Source organism: Bradyrhizobium sp. Pha-3 (assembly GCF_042258615.1).
Taxonomy (GTDB): Bacteria; Pseudomonadota; Alphaproteobacteria; order Rhizobiales; family Xanthobacteraceae; genus Bradyrhizobium.
Genome location: NZ_CP170152.1, coordinates 7,459,936 through 7,476,389, shown reverse-complemented (window position 1 = coordinate 7,476,389; position 16,454 = coordinate 7,459,936). Strand labels below are relative to the sequence as shown.

The window sequence follows — 16,454 nt, the reverse complement described above, 5'->3', positions numbered from 1 at the left end:
CGCCCAGACCCGCCTGCAGTCATTTTTTCTGAGTTGTGGAATGCAAAGCAAACTGCCTTCTCATGCGGAATACGTCATCGTCGGTGGCGGCATCATCGGTCTATCCGTCGCCTATCACCTCACGCGGCTTGGGCACTGCGACGTTGTGCTGCTCGAGCGCGACCAGCTCACCTGCGGTACAACCTGGCACGCGGCGGGACTGGTCACCCAGCTTCGAGCCAGCGAGAACATGGCGAAGCTCGCCCAGTACACCGCGGGGCTGTTCCAAGAGCTCGAGAAGCTGACCGGCCAGCCTACCGGCTTTCGGCAATGCGGGTCGATTACTGTCGCGGCAACGCCCGCGCGGCTCGAGGAGTTGAAGCGAGGTGCGTCGATGGGGCGCTCCTTTGGCCTCGATGTCGAGATCATCGATGCGGCCGAAGCCAAGCGTCGCGTACCCTTGCTCGACGTGACCGATGTACTTGGAGCGGCATGGATTGCCTCTGATGGCAAGACGAGTCCGGTAGACACGGCGCGCGCGTTCGCAGCCGGCGCGCGACAGGGCGGCGCGAAGATTCTTGAACGCACTCCGGTAGCGCGCATCGTGGTCGAAAAGGGGCGAGTCGCCGGGGTCGAGACCGCGGAGGGCGTGGTGCGAACCGAAAGAGTCGCCATCTGCGCGGGGATGTGGACCGGAACGATAGCTGCCGATCTCAATTGGACGGTGCCGCTGCATGCGGCAGAGCATTTTTATGTCGTGACAGAATCCATTGCGGGTTTGTCGCCCGATACTCCGACGGTGCGCGATCTTGATGCGTGCTTCTACGCGAAAGAAGACGCGAGCAAATTGCTGGTGGGTTTCTTCGAGCCCAAAGGCAAGCCTTGGGGTATGGATGGGATTCCACGTGAGTTCAGTTTCGATTCGCTCCCTGACGATTTCGAGCATATCGAGCCTCACCTGGCCAATGCCATGCGCCGCATGCCGATGCTGGAAAACGTAGGGCTGCAACTGAGCTTCAATGGCCCGGAGAGCTTCACGCCTGACAATCGATTCCTGTTAGGGCCCGCTCCCGAAATTGGGGGCCTGTATGTGGCTTCGGGTTTCAATTCGTGTGGTATCGAGTCCTCCGGCGGCGCTGGCAAAGTCATGGCCGAGTGGATGTCGACGGGCATGCCCGCCAATGACTACTGGGAGATGGACGTACGACGCGCCATGCCATTCCAGCGCAATCGCCGATATTTGCGCGATCGGACAGGCGAGGCCGTCGGACTCCTCTATGCCCTACATTGGCCTCACAAGTCACCCGCGACGGCTCGTAACGTGCGCGTCTCGCCACTGCACGATCGGTTAGCAGCCGCTGGCGCAAAGTTCGGCGAGGCCGCTGGGTGGGAACGGGCGCAATGGTTTGGCGCCGTAGATGCGCCCACCAACGCCCACGCCACATTTGCTCGCGACGACTGGTTCAAGGCGAGTGGGACGGAACACGAGGCGTCTCGTTCCGGGGTCACACTGTTTGATCAGACCTCTTTCGCACATCTACTGGTGCAAGGCCGCGATGCGCTTGCCGTTCTTCAGCACCTCTCCACTAACGACGTTGACGTTCCAGTGGGCCGTATCGTTTACACGCCCTGGCTCAATGAGCGGGGCGGTATGGAATCCGACGTCACGATTGCGCGAACGGGAGATGAGGAATTCTTGGTGGTCACGGCCGCCGTGCAGCGCGTTAGGGATCTCGCTTGGCTGCGAATGCATGCAAAAGGTGCAGGCCACGTGTTTGTCACCGACGTGTCGTCGGGCTACGCATGCCTGTCCGTTATGGGGCCGCGTTCACGAGAACTGCTTATGCGCGTGAGCCCTGCAGATTTTTCCGATGCTGCATTCCCCTTCGCGATGGCCCGAGAAATTGAAATTGGCTATAGCATTGCGCTCGCGTTCCGCATGACCTTCGTGGGAGAACTCGGATGGGAGCTGCACATCCCAATTGAACAGGCGCTAGGTGTCTACGATGCACTAATCGCTGCTGGACGCGATCTCGATCTACGCCACGCGGGCTACGTGGCACTCAACACCTTGCGCCTTGAGGCAGGCTACCGCGACTGGGGCGCGGACGTGAGCGATGAAGATTCGCCGCTCGAAGCGGGACTAGGATTCACGATCGCCTGGAATAAGAATGTGGACTTCATAGGGCGGGCGGTTCTCGAATCGCAGCGCGGGCACGTTCCACGCCGACGCCTTGTTCAATTAGCCGCGTCCCGGGCGGCGCCTCTCATGTTCGGAACAGAACCAGTTTGGCGCAATGGATCGCTCGTGGGTTACCTGCGTTCCGCAGGCTTCGGCCACACTCTGGGCTGTGGCGTCGGCATGGGTTATCTGCACTGCGAGAGCGGCGTGAGTGCCCAATGGCTATCTGAAGGAGCTTTCGAAATTGAGATTGCCGGCGAAAGGCACGCTGCCATCGCATCCCTTCGCGCCTTCTACGATTCAAATCGTACACGAGTAAAGGGTGAATGGCGCAGGGTCGAGGACATTATTGCCCCGGAGCTGCTCACAGCGCCCTCTTAGGGCTGACTTTAACCTTCAGCTTTCTTGAACCAGTTTACAAGGGGCCGCCACCAAGCGGTGACTGCTATGTCCGATCGTTCGATGGTCCTCGCCTTTTCATGCCCAGACCGTCCAGGCATCGTATCGGCGCTCTCAAGTCTTCTGTTTGAGGCTGGTTGCAACATTCTCGACGCTCAACAATTCGACGATACGGAAACTGATCATTTCTTCATGCGCGTTGTCTTCGATCGCCTTGAAGGTGCGAATTCGCAGACAGGGATCGCTGCTTCTGTCCAGAACCTCGCCACGCGCCTCGGTATGACGTTCACCCTTCGGGAGCGCGCGGCAAAGAAGCGGGTGATGCTGCTGGTCTCAAAACTTGATCATTGTCTTGCCGACTTGCTGTATCGCTGGCGCATCGGCGAGCTGCCAATGGAGGTGACGGCGGTCGTTTCCAACCACGGTCGCGAGCATCTGGCCTCCACCGTTCTCGGTGAGCTGCCGTTCCACCATTTGCCCGTCACAAAGCAAACCAAGATGGAGCAAGAAACGCGAATCTGGGAACTCGTGCAGGAGACCAGTACTGATCTCGTTGTCCTCGCGCGTTACATGCAGATTCTATCGGACGGTTTCTCGGCCAAGTTGTCCGGGCGCTGCATTAACATTCACCATTCGTTTTTGCCAGGCTTCAAGGGAGCCAAGCCCTATCACCAGGCCCATGAGCGAGGCGTCAAGTTGATCGGCGCGACAGCGCATTATGTCACCTCCGACCTCGATGAGGGACCGATCATTGAACAAGATGTCGAACGGATCTCGCATCGCGATACGCCGGACGACCTCGTCCGTAAAGGCCGCGACATCGAACGGCGTGTACTCGCCCGTGCCGTGCTCCATCACCTGGAGGATCGCGTGGTGCCGAATGGCAAGAAGACTGTTGTCTTCACCGGCTAACTAACCGGAGCTTCGAAGTGCAAGGGCAGATCTGCTTGGGAGAAGCGACATGGTGCGCGATCAGCGTCGAGGTCCCGCCGCAGGCCGAAGCGGGCAGGCGGCTTTGCTCTACCGAGCTACACCATCACTGGGGACACGACCTAATCCCTTCCGAACGTAGCCTCTTCAGTCGACGTTGACACGCGGTAGCAGAAAGCCACGCCAGTTCGCCGATCACCTCAGAAGTTAGACGGTTGTTCTTTTGCACCATCTCCAGGATGCGAGCGTCTATTCGATCGTATTGCATGGTCGGCTCCAGCCCTTGAGAGGTATTTCACCGCGGAAAGCCGAATTGGCGCGAGAATTCAAGCGTACTGCAGAAAAATGCGCCGCAAATATGCTTTGAATATCACTATTTTGAACGTATGCGCAATTCTCAACGGGACCGCGATGGGTAATTTCTGGTTAAAGCAGGCGTACGCCCGTCTTGGGGAACCTCAGGTGCGGTCCTTATCGACGCACGTCACAGCCGACGTAACGATCGTCGGCGGCGGATACTTGGGCTTATGGACCGCAATACCGATCAAAGAACGCTCGCCCTCGCTCAAAATCGCGGTGGTGGAGAGGGACTTGTGCGGAGCGGGCGCGAGCGGGCGCAATGGCGGATTCGTCACCAGCTACTGGGCCAAATATCTCTCGTTGCACAAGATATGTGGTACCGATGAAGCTACCCGGATTGCAAAAAGCTCGGCAGAAGCAGTACTGAAATCGGCGCATTCTGCCGGGAGAATGCCATAGACGGAGAATTTTGCGCGGATGGGTGGCTGTGGACTGCGACCTGCGCTTCGCAAATCGGCTGCTGGAACATCCTGGTTGATGAGCTAGCCAAACACAAGGTGCGGCCATTTGAGGTCCTCGACAAGACGGAGGTGGCGCGTCTGGGTGGTACTGATCGCAACTAGCCGGCGTGTTCGAACCCGATGCCGCCACCGTCCAGCCGGGCATACTTGCGCTCGGCCTCCGAGCTCATGCCCAGAAACTGGGCGTGGCGATCTACGAGCATTCGCCGATGATTCGCCTAGAACGTACCAGAACGCCAAAAGTCGTAACGCGCAAAAGGCTCGGTCTCAAGCAAAAAGGTCGTTCTGGCCATGAACGCCTGGGGAGCCCAGTTTCCCTATCTCCGGCGCAAGGTGGCGATCTTGTCGAGCGACTTGATCGCGACGAGGGCCAGGCCCGACAAGTTGAACGAGATCGGTTTTATAAAGGGCATTGCGATATGCGATTCCCGCATGTTTCTCTGAACTATTATAGAAATACGCCTGATGGCCGCATCGTTCAAGCCGTCACAATGGAGTGTCATCTCGAGATCGATACCTGGTTCGAGTCCTTCTCGGGACAAAGTTCTACGGAAGTCATAAAGCGCGTCCATAACCGACCAACAGCGAGAGCTGGGGCGCTGCGAGCAAGAAGCTGCGCGTCTCAAATAGCTCGTTACGCGCCTTCTATAGTGTTCCTACCAACGTCGTAACAGGCGTCGAACGCCAGTCGTGAGTCTCTGAAGACGTGCAAATCACGACCGAAGTTCGGCTCTTCATTGATGGTCAGCTCTCTTGGGTGATCAGCAATGCTGGCGACTGCTCCGTTCATGCAGGTGCGGGCAAAGCTCGTAGAGGATGAATATCGCCGATTGAGCCGACATCCTAAGCTCGGGAAGTCTCTGCGAGCCGCAAGAAGTTCATAAGCAGCGCATGTCCTTGTTCGGTAAGTGTCGATTCCGGATGGAACTGCAGACCATACGTTGGTTGATGGCAATGTGCGAGGGCCATGATCTCACCTTCGTCCGATCGCGCTGTCACCTCGAGATGCGGCGCACATGACTCATCGAGCTCAACAACAAGCGAATGGTAGCGTCCGACGCGAAGTGGGGACGGAAGTTGCTTGAACAGTCCTCGTCCATCATGCGTTACGTGCGAGGATCGACCGCGCATAGGGCGACGTGCACGCGCCACCTGCCCGCCGAATACACTCCCAATACACTGATGTCCGAGGCAGATGCCAAGAATTGGGACGCGACCTGAAAGTTTGCGGACGGCATCCACAGATATCCCGGCCTCAGTTGGGGTGCATGGACCGGGCGAGATGACCACTGCGCGCGGCTTAAGGCCGACGAGATCACTGACACTTATCGCGTCGTTCCGGATCACCTCCGTTGGGGCACCAAGCTTGCGGAAATACCGGGCGATGTTGAAGACGAAGGAGCCGTAGTTGTCGATGATGACAATCAAAATGCACCCGATGTTTCAGCACGAAATGCGTCAAGGATTCGCTGTGCCTTGGCGAGCGTCTCCTCGTACTCGGCCTCTGGATCCGACATCGCCGTGATCCCGCTACCCGCATGAAATGCGGCCAGGCCGTCGCTGATCGTTACCGTGCGGATCGCAATGTTCGTGTCCATGTGTCCGATGAAGCCGATCGCCCCGCAATAGACCTCTCGTGCCACACGCTCGAGTTCAGCAATGATCTCCATCGATCGCACCTTTGGCGCCCCGGTAATGGAGCCGCCGGGAAAGCAAGCGCGAAGTAGGGTGACGGCGTCTTGGTCTCCGGCAAGCTCACCCGTAACGATCGACACAAGATGGTGCACTGAGGCATAGGACTCGAGGCCGCACAACCCTGGAACCTTGACCGAATCCGGAGTGCAAACGCGCGACAGATCACTACGCAGGAGATCAACGATCATAATGTTCTCGGCGCGGTCCTTTTCGGACGCAAGAAGAATTGCGGGCGGCGTTCGTCTTCCCGTACGCATCCGACGGGCGCCGTCTTGCGTGACGCGTGGTAATTCGGAAGCGTGTGACCTTAAGTTTAGCAGACCGTGTGAAAAGTCCACGAGGCTGATTCCAATGACAGGGCCGTTGCGTTAGATTCGCGCATGGCACACATTTCTGGCTCGGATCGTTCGCAGCTTCTGCTTTTGCCCGAGGCGATCGACGATTACGTCGACGTCGAGAATCCGGTCCGCTTTATTGATGCCTTTGTCGATGAGCTTGATCTCAAGAGTTCAGGCTTTGCGCGGGTAGAGGGGAAGGTCATAGGGCGGCCAGGTTACGATCCGGGTGACCTGCTGAAGCTTTATATTTACGGCTATCTCAATCGTGTTCGTTCAAGCCGACGGCTGGAAGCCGAATGCCATCGAAACATGGAAGTAATTTGGTTGCTACGAACTCTCAAGCCGGATTTTAAGACCATCGCTGATTTCAGGAGCGACAACCGGGCCGCGTTTAAATCGGTTTTCCGCGAGTTCACGGTCTTATGCCGACGTCTCGATCTCTTCGGGCGAGAGCTCCTAGCGATAGATGGCACGCGCATCAAGGCCGTCAACAACAAGGATAAGAACTTTACGGAGGCATCACTGGATAAATTCATCGCCGCCGCCGACAAGAAGCTTGATGACTATCTAGCGCGACTCGACACAGGCGATAAGATCGAGCACGCGATGGCGGGGGCGCGCACTAGGAATCTTGCTGAGAAGATCGAGGCTCTCAAGAAAAAGCGCACGCAATATGCAGCTTATTTGAAGATTACGGACATCATCCGAAGCCAGAACGGTGGGGTTTCCGCGACATGCAACTATCTCCTCAGGCGACGGACGCGATCGTCATCCGGCAGAGGCTCGTGATATCGTAGACGGGCAGCTTCGCGGCACGACGGATCGCCGGCGCTACCAGCGGGAACGCCGTGCATTCGAACAGGATCGCCGCGATCGCCTGATGCGCCGCTCGGAGTCGCGCGACGCAGGCGGTGACATCCGTCTCAATAGCGGCGACGTCGACTGGTGGCAACGGGCGCTTACGACCATCATGCCAGTACTTGCCGCCTTCGATGCCGCCGATCACGATCCTCGCCCGCTCAGCCGGGCCATCGACTCCGAGCAGATCTTCGCCGCAATGAGTTGAGTCATAGCTCAATACTGCGATCTTAGCGGGCCTCGGCAACTGCCGAAGCAGGGCCGGTAGCAGGAGCAGGCTCGACATCGCCACGGGGACATTCACCGAGGCAGCAACCGCCGCTTGATGCCGAATTGAAAAACCACAGTCCGAGCTTATTGCGACAGCTCCTCGCTCAACCAAGCGCCGGGCGGCTGCGATATAGGCCGGTTCCAGCGCTGGATCACCGCGGACGACGTTCTCCACCCAAGCTCCCGCGACCGTTTCCGAGATGATCGGAAAGTCGAACGTAGCCGGATTCAGCATCGAGCCGGGAAACGGCGCTGGGCGCGGCACGCCGGGTGGCAGCCCACGTTCGAGAAGCAGGACTCCGAGAGAGCGTGGGTTTTGCGATGTCATTGCGCGACCTTGATTCGAAGCTTCATCTTCACACAAATTACTATTAGGTTCCTAAGGCTGAATTTCGTCAATATGGGACCCCGTGTAGCCGCAATTCTGCTCCCGAAGGGGGGCGGAATCCGAAGAAAGTCTCCGACCTTTAGGTCGACGTGAGCAGAACACGAGAGGCGATCTGAGCTTTTGGAATGATCGAGCCGGCACGAGACATTGCTGCCCACGCAGATAACACATCGTGAAGCTGTGTTCGGCCGTGTCTGACCAGCCGTTCAAATCATGCGCGAGATCATGGTTAGTCGCAGGTTCAATCGGGCGCACCGCCAGCGTTTGCAAATCGAGCCGAGAACCGCGAGCATCAGCTCGAAGAGATCCATGCTCTTCCCGAGTTACTGCCACGAATTTCCCTGAACACCAGCGGTAGTCGCCATCCTCTCGAACCTGAGCGGATTGTTAGAGCCAAGTTTATCCCGATGTTCAGCATAGTCTCGCTGACGGCGTCAACTATCTGCCCGTGTGGAGAACACGAACTGCGGAGCAGGCAGTATGCCCTAGGTGTTTAGTCCCAGGCTTTGATGGTTCTTATCGCACGATTCGAAGGATGCGCTATGGGACAAGTTTTACGAGCTATGCGGGAAAGTGGGTGATGACGGAATGAGATAGGCGGCGTATCGAGGCGGGTGTCGAGCCTGCCAGAACCTCTCAAGGAGAGCGATACGCCATGAACGAGACCAGCAATATTGTTGCCCTTCGTCAGCCCGACGATATCGACGATCCACTGACCAATATTCTGCGAGCTGGTGCTCGGCAGCTTCTGGCGCAGGCCGTGGAGATCGAAGTCGAGACGTTTCTTGCCACGGTGAAGGATTTGAAGCTGACGCGACGGCGTGCCCGTGTCGTGCGACATGGTTACGGCCCGGCGCGAACGATTGCGACCGGCATCGGACCGGTCGAGGTCGCGCGGGCAAAGATTCGGGACCGCGGGGCGGCCGGCGATAGCGAGCGGATCCGGTTCAGCTCGGCGATCCTGCCGCTGTGGGCGCGGCGCACCCGGAGCCTGGATGCGCTGTTGCCGGTGCTGTATCTGCGCGGCATCTCGACCGGCGATTTCCAGGAGGCGTTGACGGCCCTGCTGGGCGCCGAACTTGTCGCCGGCGGTCATCTCCCGGCTGACGGCCGAGTGGCAGGGCGAGTACGAGCGTTGGCAGAAGCGCGATCTGTCGGCGCGACGCTACGTATGTGTGGGCCGATGGCGTCTTCCTGCAGGCGCGCATGGAAGACCACGGCGAATGCATGCTGGTGCTGATTCGGCGCGACGCCGGAAGGCAAGAAGGAACTGATTGGCTTTCAGGTCGGCGTCCGGGAGAGCGCGCAGAGCTGGCGTGAACTCTTGATCGACGTGAAGCAGCGCGGGTTGCAAATCGCCCCGGAAATTGCCGTTGGTGACGGCGCGCTCGGCTTCTGGAAGGCTCTTGACGAGGTCTTTCCCGGCACGCGGCACCAGCGCTGCTGGGTGCACAAGACCGTCAACGTCCTGGACAAGGTCCCGCTCTCGGTCCAGCCAACATGAAGAAGGACCTGCGCGAGGTCTATTGGGCGCCGAACCGGGCGGCCGCCGAAGCGGCGATCGACGTCTTCGCCGAGAAATACCGCGCCAAGTACGGCCGGGCGGTCGAATGCCTCGCCAAGGACCGCGACGCGCTGCTGGCCTTCTACGACTTCCCTGCCGAGCATTGGGATCACTTGCGCACGACGGATGAGATGGACAAGCGATTTTTTGACCGAGACGACAATTGCGGAAATCGCGGCACGTCCATTCTTTTGTTCGGCCGCGCCGCAGGTCATTCTTCCGTCCCGGCCATCAATCTTGCAGCCGCCGCGCGCAGGGGCGGTCAAGGCTGGCCGCACTTGCGGCCACCGCAAGGCTTGGCCTTGACCGGCCCGAGCACGGTGGCACGCTGCATGGAACGGGCCTGGCTAGGCTGGAAGTTGCCGTCAGCTGCGATTATGGTTGTCGGGCGCGGGCGACCTCGTGGCGAAGCGTGACGCGTCGGCTGCAAGCGTCACCAGACTGCCTATGTTGTCTTGCCGAATTGAGGCGCCCGCGCGCCCGCTCTTGGCCGCCGCGGTTTCCATTGCGACACGAATTGTTCGTAGTTTCGCTCCGCCTGGGCGGCAATCACCATCTCGTGGTCGCGCAGCGCCTTGATGTTGTAGGCGTAGGCAGGTCCACGCCGGTTACCTTTCTGTTGCGGATGTCCGGCTTGAAGTTGCATTGCGCGGGTCTTGTTGGCGACCAGCGCTGGGCGCGCCCACAGGTAATCTTCGCCCTTCGTCAGCAAATGCCAGCAGAGCACCGTGAGCTTGCGAGCCACGGCCACCGCAGCGATCTGATGGCCGCGCCGGGCGCGGATGCGAACGAAGAAAGCATGCAGTGGACCGGGCGCGGTGATTGTCATCAATCTATTGACCGCGGGATCGTCCATTGCGTCCTGCGCGATCTCGCGGTCGAGCAGGGCCAGGTCTTCCGCCAATCGGTCAAGCTCACGGACGTGCCGATCGATCGCTGCGCGTTCATCGTCCGGCAACTGTTGAGCGGCCAACCACGCCCGGCCGCGGGCGTTGAAAAGATCGGCATGCGGGCACTTCGGGATCAGGTACGCGTGCAGGATCGAATGCACCTCGTTCTTGAGCCGCGTGCGATGCCGCACGACCTGTAGCGCCGCGCCACCAGCCGACGCTTGCGTTCGGTCTCCGCGTCCGGCGTCCAGATCTGCGGCAGATACCCGGCCGCCTGCAGACTGGCGAGCGTGCCGGCATCGATCTTGTCGGTCTTGACGTGAGCCTGGGCGATCGCCTTCACCTGCAGCGGATTGGCGATAATCACCCGCGCCACGAACGGCGCCAGAACCCGCGACACCGCCATGCTGTTGGCGGTCGCTTCGACCACCACCTCATCACTGGCCAGCAGGCTCTTGCCAAATCCCTTCAGCGCAGTCCGTGTCATATCAATGCGGCCCGCATGTCGGAGCCTGCCGTCTTCCCAAAACACCACCTCGCCGAAAGTTCGGTGGACGTCGATGCCAATCACCCGTCGCATTTGCATCTCCTCTGCCACACACATGACGGGAGCTGCCGGCGACACGACAACTACGGATTCGCGCTCTCGGCGCAACCGGGCGAGTTGCAGAGGCGGCCAGCTACTAACTCGAGCTCTCGGCTCATCGTGTGTATCGGCCTACCCGCACCTTCGTGCTCCCGGTGCCTCTGTCCCGATGGTCGCACCATACGCCACGGTGTTAGACACCGCGGCAGAACGTTGGCACCGACACATCTCATACCGGTTACCAACCCCATCGAAAGCGTGTTCGCGACCGTGCGGCACAGAACCGTGCGCACGAAAGGATCGCTGTCGTCAACGACCGCCAGGCTGATGGTGTTCAAGCTGGTCATCGCCGCATCAAAAAACTGGCGGCGGCTCAAAGGCACAAATCAGTTGCCCAAGGTGATTGCAGGTGTCAGATTCAACGACGGCATCGAAGTCATCCGCATGCCGGCAAACCACGCCGCCTGATCGCCTCGTCACCCAAAATCCCGCATAGCTCAAGTTTTACACGGCTGCGCCACCACGACGGAGGCAGTCCGTCGAGCAATACAAAATAGTCAAGAGAGCCTGAGAGCGCTCGCCAAGCGCTACGGGATCAACCAGAAGACTGTCGCGAAGTGGAAAGGGCGCGAGACCGTCGCCGATCTCCCGACAGGCCCCAAGGAAGCCAAGTCGACTGTCCTTTCCATCGAGGAGGAGGCGATCATCGTCGCTTTCCAACGGCATACGCTGCTTCCGCTCGACGATTGCCTCTATGCGCTGCAGCCGACCATCCCGCATCTGACGCGGTCATCCCTGCATCGCTGCCTTCAGCGCCATGGCATCAGCCGATTGCCGGAGGTCGAAGGCAACAAAGCCGTTGAAGAAGAAGTTCAAGGCTTATCCGATCGGCTATTTCCACATCGACATCGCTGAGGTCCAGACCGCTGAAGGCAAGCTCTACCTCTACGTCGCCATCGATCGCACCAGCAAGTTCGCCTTCGTGCAACTGGTCAGGAAGACGGGAAGGACGTCCGCCTCGGCTTTCCTCGAAGCTCTGATCGCAGCTCTCCCCTACAAGATCCGCACGGTTCTCACCGACAATGGGATCCAGTTCACTTTCCCGCCGCGCTATGCGGACGGCCCGACGGCATGATACGTCACACATATGTTCGATATGCGCTGCCAAGAGAATGGCATCGAACATCGGCTGACCAAGATCAAGCATCCCTGGACCAATGGGCAGGTCGAGCGCATGAACCGCACGATCAAGGAAGCGACCGTCCAGCGCTACCATTACGATCGACACACTCAGCTCGAAGCACACCTTGCCGACTTCGTAAACGCCTACAACTACGCTCGACGGCTGAAGACCCTGAAGGGCCTGCGCCCTACGAATACATCTGCAAAACTTGGACAAAAGAGCCCGAACGATTCACCCTCAATCCGCCCCAGCGGATGCCGGGACTAAACACCTAGCGACCAGCTCGAGGGGAGCTCGCAATGAGTCCGACGCGATATTCGTTGTCTTAATCTGTTTTGGCGCACGAATCTGCACCTCAGCTCAAATGTTAACAACACCACAGAGCAGAGGAGCGGCAGTGGGGGTTTTGCGCGAGTGATTGACGAAAAAAGCGCGGAAACGCATGGATCCGCGAGACGAGACACCGACATCAGGTAGTAGGTCAATTACTCAGGCGGAACCTGAATTGGAGTGGCAAAGCCCGCCTTTACGCGGTCCATTATTACCATCGTCTTAACCGCCTTAATGTCTGGGTTCTCATAGAAAAATCGCCTGGTGAACTGCTCGTAATCTTCCATGGTACCCGCAGTAATGTAGAGGACGAAATCAGCGTCACCGGTGACGTAAAATCCATTGACGACTTCAGCTGACGATTTGATAGCCTTCTTGAACCTATCGATTATATCGGAACGCTCCCGCTCCAGGCTCACTAGCACAAGCATTTGAATAGGTCTTGCTACCGCCTTTGGCGAAACGATCGAGATATCGGCCTCAATGATGCCTTCCGAACGGAGTCTCTTAAGTCGCCGTTGACACGCAGTAGCAGAAAGCCCCGCCAGTTCGCCGATGATCTCGGAAGTTAGGCGATTGTTCTTTTGGACGATCTCTAGGATACGGGCATCTATTCGATCGTATAGCATAATCGGCCCCACTTGAGCTGCGTTTCCTCGCAGATAGCCTGTACGTTGCAGGAAATCCTCCGAACGACCGGAAAATGCGACGCGAATTTGTTGACGACCTCAGTATCCTGAATGCGTAGGCAATTTCAACAGATGCCTGCGTGGGACCCCCAGATGGCATTTCAGACTATTCGGCACAAAAGTCCGCATTCGGTCGGCTTTGCGAGCAAGCACCTGCAAAATCTGCGTCGTCGCGATTGTGCAACGGGAGGTACGCTCATTGACGGCTGCTGGATTCCGAGCGAGCGAAGATACGTTGGGGTCGACCCGGCTAATGACGTTGCTTGTTGCGGCGCGGCCGATATGAATCTGGCGATCTCTTCAGCTGAGGCCATCCGATCACCGCCGCTGCTGCCAACGCCGTCCTCGATATTGTTGAGAAGCAGCGACTGAGCGACCGGGCGAGAATCGTCGGCTTGCGCTCCCATAGGCGCCTCAAGGAGCAGTTTGCTTAGGTAGGATCGTCGGGGAGGTTAGAGGTATGGCTTACTTGGCGCCATTGTGTTTGTTGCGCATCCGCCAGACGAAACGGCGACTTGAAATAGCGATCAGAGTCTTTTGAAGGGGGCGACACACTTATGCTCGGAATTGGAAGCAAGCTGCCATCGTTCGAAGTCGTCGGCGTGAAGCCCGGATTTCAGGTTCATGAAGAAAAGGGGCGTAGTGCGTTCGAGGCGCTCAACGAGACGAGTTTTCCGGGCAAGTGGAAGATCATCTTCTTCTATCCGAAGGACTTCACCTTCGTCTGTCCGACTGAAATCGCCGAATTCGCCCGGCTCTCGAAGGATTTTGAGGACCGCGACGCGGTGGTGCTTGGCGGCTCGACCGACAACGAATTCTGCAAGCTCGCCTGGCGGCGCGACCACAAGGACCTGCACAAGCTGCCGATCTGGCAGTTCGCCGACACCAAGGGCTCGCTCGTCGACGGCCTCGGCGTACGCTCGCCGGACGGTGTCGCCTATCGCTACACCTATATCGTTGATCCCGATAACACGATACAGCACGTTTATGCGACCAACCTCAATGTCGGCCGCGCGCCGAAGGACACCCTGCGTGTGCTCGATGCGCTGCAGACCGACGAGCTCTGTCCGTGCAACCGCGAGGTCGGTGGCGAAACGCTGAAGGTGGCGTAAGGCGCGATGTCGATCGACGAGCTGAAGGGCCGCATTCCGGACTTCGCCAAGGACGTGAGGCTCAACCTCTCGTCCATGGTCTTGGACGAATCCTTGGGCGAGCAGACCCGCTATGGCCTGTTCCTCGCCTGTGCGGTGGCGACGCGCAATTCGCGCGTCATGTCAGCATTCGAAGCGCTTGCGGTTGAGAAGATGACGCCGGCCGCGGTGGCCGCTGCAAAGGCAGTGGCAACTGTAATGGCCATGAACAACATCTACTATCGCTTCGTGCACCTTACCTCAAACAAGGAATACGGCGATATGCCGTCGCGGCTGCGCATGAACGTCATCGGCGGTCCTGGCGTCGACAAGGCCGATTTCGAATTGTGGTCGTTGGCGGTGTCCGCCATCAACGGCTGCGGCGCCTGCATCGATTCGCATGAGAAGGTGCTGCAGGACACCAGCGTCGCAGCGACGACGATCCAGACCGCCGTGCGCTTTGCCGCGATCATGCAGTCGGTTGCGGTGGCGATCGAGGCCGGCAACGCTACAATGTCGGTGGCCTAGGAGTAGCTCGGGCCGGAGTTTCGGATCAATCAGGACCTCGATGCTGCGAGGCGTCCTTGGCTGCCGTCTGATGAGGCCGGCGCGTTCCAGCGTCAGCACCATCTGGTGAACCGAAGGCAGGCTGACGCGGAAATATTCCTGCATGTCGGTTTCGGCCGGGGGCCTGCGATGCAGCCGGGTATAGAGGTGGATAAAAGCCAGATACTGCCCCTGCGTGGGCGTGAAGGGTTTGGTCGAAGGACTCACGCCGGCCATCCGATTCAGTTGTTCGTGCGTTCCTCGAACGAGGAGGCACGCCATGAATGTACGCTATCGGGTCGACCTCAGCCAAATCGAGCGCACCGAACTGAGGACGCTGCTCAGCGGCGGCAAGCATGCGTCCCGGAAGCTCAAGCGAGCGCAGATTTTGCTGGCCGCCGATGCCGAGACCAGCGACGAGGAGATCGCAAGGGGCGTCGGCGTGAGCGGCTCGACCGTGTACCAGACCAAGCGACGCTTCGTGGAAGGCAATCTGGAGCGGGCGCTGAGCGAAGAGCCGCGTCCCGGGACGGAACGCAAACTCACGGGCAAGAAAGAAGCCTTGCTGGTGGCGACAGCCTGCGCCAGTCCGCCAAAGGGCCATGCCCGCTGGACGCTAAAGCTGCTGGCAGGTGAGATGGTCAAGCTCACCGAACACAAGAGCCTGTCGCACGAGACGGTTCGGCGGCGCCTGGCCGAGAACGATCTGAAGCCGTGGCGTAAGGACATGTGGTGCATTCCGCAGGTCGACGGCGAATACGTCGCCCGCATGGAGGATGTGCTCGACCTCTATGAGGCGCCCGACTCCAGGCAGCCAGTGGTGTGCTTCGACGAAAGCCCGGTGCAACTCATCGGCGAAACGCGTCAGCCCATCCCGGCCAAGCCCGGCAGGCTCGAACGTTACGATTATGAGTATCGTCGGAATGGCACGGTCAATCTCTTCGTTCTCCTCGACGTGCATCGTCCCTGGCGCAAGGTCAAGGTCACCGAGCGGCGAGCGGCGAGCGGCAAGAGATTACGCCCAATGCATGCGTGATCTCATCGACATCCATTATCCCGACGCCGAGATCATCCGGGTCGTCCACGACAATTTATCGACCCACTCCGCCGGCGCCCTCTATCAGGCGTTCCCGCCCGCCGAAGCCAGGCGGATTTTGCGACGGCTCGAGTTCCACTACACCCCAAAACATGCAAGCTGGCTCAACATGGTCGAGATCGAAATCGGCGTCCTGCGGGGCCAGTGCCTGGATCGCAGGATCGACGACCCCAAGCGACTGCGCCGCGAAATCACCGCCTGGGAACGACAACGAAATGCCGCCCGCTCCCGCATCAAATGGATGTTCACAACAGACAAGGCTCGCGCCAAAATGGTAGGCGCCTATCCCGCCACTTCCAAAGAGTCATAATCACTGTGACGAGGTACTAGTCGGTCGGCGTGAATCTGACTTTCTCGCCGACTTTTGCAGCGCCGCCTTATCCGGACAGCATTAAGATCATCCATAAGGTGCACCTCGGTCAGTCACTCGCTGAAAGCGAACGGATAGGCTGAGATTGCCGCATAGAAGCTTCGTATTGTCCTGATTAGGCGCAGATTTTCAGGCGGACCGCGCTCTACACGAGAGAGATTCGTCTTCGACGCTCATGTATAAGACCAATGGCACCTCATCCATCATAGA

Annotated in this window: 10 protein-coding genes and 8 pseudogenes; 12 read left to right on the top strand and 6 right to left on the bottom strand. The window is 58.9% G+C overall.

Annotated elements, in window-relative coordinates; all coding sequences use genetic code 11:
- The first annotated feature begins 40 nt into the window (after positions 1–40).
- Both ACE10Z_RS34980 and purU read left to right on the top strand, forming a co-directional pair.
- Complete coding sequence (locus ACE10Z_RS34980; RefSeq protein WP_375784840.1) at positions 41–2,542, top strand: FAD-dependent oxidoreductase; 2,502 nt, start codon at positions 41–43, stop codon at positions 2,540–2,542.
- 66 nt (positions 2,543–2,608) lie between these two features.
- Positions 2,609–3,472: a formyltetrahydrofolate deformylase gene (gene purU, locus ACE10Z_RS34975; protein ID WP_375784839.1), complete on the top strand. Its 864-nt coding sequence runs from the start codon at positions 2,609–2,611 to the stop codon at positions 3,470–3,472.
- Positions 3,473–3,614: 142 nt separating this feature from the next.
- Here purU and ACE10Z_RS34970 read toward each other — a convergent pair.
- A pseudogene (locus tag ACE10Z_RS34970) lies at positions 3,615–3,758 on the bottom strand (AsnC family transcriptional regulator); the annotation flags it as partial.
- A 77-nt stretch (positions 3,759–3,835) separates the two neighbouring features.
- Here ACE10Z_RS34970 and ACE10Z_RS34965 point away from each other — a divergent pair.
- Positions 3,836–4,249 (top strand): FAD-dependent oxidoreductase, encoded by a 414-nt coding sequence (locus ACE10Z_RS34965; RefSeq protein WP_375784838.1) that lies wholly within the window; start codon positions 3,836–3,838, stop codon positions 4,247–4,249.
- 169 nt (positions 4,250–4,418) lie between these two features.
- The gene (locus tag ACE10Z_RS34960; RefSeq protein ID WP_375784837.1) at positions 4,419–4,982 is read left to right on the top strand and encodes a hypothetical protein; all 564 of its coding nucleotides are present in this window, start codon (positions 4,419–4,421) and stop codon (positions 4,980–4,982) included.
- 172 nt (positions 4,983–5,154) lie between these two features.
- Here the strand turns inward: ACE10Z_RS34960 and ACE10Z_RS34955 are convergent, their stop codons facing one another.
- Positions 5,155–5,739, bottom strand: a complete 585-nt coding sequence (locus ACE10Z_RS34955; RefSeq protein ID WP_375784836.1) for an anthranilate synthase component II — start codon at positions 5,737–5,739, stop codon at positions 5,155–5,157.
- Positions 5,736–6,233, bottom strand: a pseudogene (locus tag ACE10Z_RS34950) (chorismate-binding protein); the annotation flags it as partial. The pseudogene ACE10Z_RS34950 and the gene ACE10Z_RS34955, both read right to left, overlap by 4 nt.
- A 153-nt stretch (positions 6,234–6,386) precedes the next feature.
- On the opposite strand from ACE10Z_RS34950, the gene ACE10Z_RS34945 reads away from it, so the two are divergent.
- Positions 6,387–7,133 (top strand): transposase, encoded by a 747-nt coding sequence (locus ACE10Z_RS34945; protein WP_375784835.1) that lies wholly within the window; start codon positions 6,387–6,389, stop codon positions 7,131–7,133.
- On the opposite strand, the gene ACE10Z_RS34940 is transcribed toward ACE10Z_RS34945, so the two are convergent.
- Positions 7,093–7,800 carry a hypothetical protein gene (locus ACE10Z_RS34940; protein ID WP_375784834.1) on the bottom strand — a complete coding sequence of 236 codons (708 nt, stop codon included), beginning with the start codon at positions 7,798–7,800 and terminating at the stop codon, positions 7,093–7,095. The two genes, ACE10Z_RS34945 and ACE10Z_RS34940, sit on opposite strands and share 41 nt — an antisense overlap.
- 715 nt (positions 7,801–8,515) lie before the next feature.
- Here ACE10Z_RS34940 and ACE10Z_RS34935 point away from each other — a divergent pair.
- Positions 8,516–9,570, top strand: a pseudogene (locus tag ACE10Z_RS34935) (IS256 family transposase); the annotation flags it as partial.
- 299 nt (positions 9,571–9,869) lie between these two features.
- Here ACE10Z_RS34935 and ACE10Z_RS34930 read toward each other — a convergent pair.
- A pseudogene (locus ACE10Z_RS34930) lies at positions 9,870–10,894 on the bottom strand (transposase).
- A 246-nt stretch (positions 10,895–11,140) separates the two neighbouring features.
- Here ACE10Z_RS34930 and ACE10Z_RS34925 point away from each other — a divergent pair.
- Positions 11,141–11,368: pseudogene (locus ACE10Z_RS34925) on the top strand (IS256 family transposase); the annotation flags it as partial.
- A gap of 24 nt (positions 11,369–11,392) precedes the next feature.
- A pseudogene (locus ACE10Z_RS34920) lies at positions 11,393–12,358 on the top strand (IS481 family transposase).
- 210 nt (positions 12,359–12,568) lie between these two features.
- On the opposite strand, the gene ACE10Z_RS34915 reads toward ACE10Z_RS34920, so the two are convergent.
- The gene (locus ACE10Z_RS34915; RefSeq protein ID WP_375784833.1) at positions 12,569–13,042 is read right to left on the bottom strand and encodes an Lrp/AsnC family transcriptional regulator; all 474 of its coding nucleotides are present in this window, start codon (positions 13,040–13,042) and stop codon (positions 12,569–12,571) included.
- Positions 13,043–13,659: 617 nt separating this feature from the next.
- Between ACE10Z_RS34915 and ACE10Z_RS34910 the strand changes: the two genes are divergently transcribed.
- From ACE10Z_RS34910 to ACE10Z_RS34895, 4 genes and pseudogenes are all read left to right on the top strand, one after another.
- Positions 13,660–14,214, top strand: a complete 555-nt coding sequence (locus tag ACE10Z_RS34910) for a peroxiredoxin (RefSeq protein WP_375784832.1) — start codon at positions 13,660–13,662, stop codon at positions 14,212–14,214.
- 6 nt (positions 14,215–14,220) lie between these two features.
- Entirely contained in the window at positions 14,221–14,760 is a 540-nt protein-coding gene (locus ACE10Z_RS34905; RefSeq protein ID WP_375784831.1) for a carboxymuconolactone decarboxylase family protein, read from the top strand.
- A 298-nt stretch (positions 14,761–15,058) separates the two neighbouring features.
- Positions 15,059–16,184 (top strand): annotated as a pseudogene (locus ACE10Z_RS34900) (IS630 family transposase).
- A 26-nt stretch (positions 16,185–16,210) separates the two neighbouring features.
- Positions 16,211–16,313: pseudogene (locus tag ACE10Z_RS34895) on the top strand (nitronate monooxygenase); the annotation flags it as partial.
- Positions 16,314–16,454 lie beyond the last annotated feature (141 nt).

Bases quoted from the DNA above. Each gene is read 5' to 3' on its own strand.
- ACE10Z_RS34965 (WP_375784838.1), top strand. From the start codon at position 3,836: ATGCGCCGCAAATATGCTTTGAATATCACTATTTTGAACGTATGCGCA.
- ACE10Z_RS34910 (WP_375784832.1), top strand. From the start codon at position 13,660: ATGCTCGGAATTGGAAGCAAGCTGCCATCGTTCGAAGTCGTCGGCGTG.
- purU (WP_375784839.1), top strand. From the start codon at position 2,609: ATGTCCGATCGTTCGATGGTCCTCGCCTTTTCATGCCCAGACCGTCCA.
- ACE10Z_RS34915 (WP_375784833.1), bottom strand. From the start codon at position 13,042: ATGCTATACGATCGAATAGATGCCCGTATCCTAGAGATCGTCCAAAAG.
- ACE10Z_RS34905 (WP_375784831.1), top strand. From the start codon at position 14,221: ATGTCGATCGACGAGCTGAAGGGCCGCATTCCGGACTTCGCCAAGGAC.
- ACE10Z_RS34945 (WP_375784835.1), top strand. From the start codon at position 6,387: ATGGCACACATTTCTGGCTCGGATCGTTCGCAGCTTCTGCTTTTGCCC.
- ACE10Z_RS34940 (WP_375784834.1), bottom strand. From the start codon at position 7,800: ATGACATCGCAAAACCCACGCTCTCTCGGAGTCCTGCTTCTCGAACGT.
- ACE10Z_RS34980 (WP_375784840.1), top strand. From the start codon at position 41: ATGCAAAGCAAACTGCCTTCTCATGCGGAATACGTCATCGTCGGTGGC.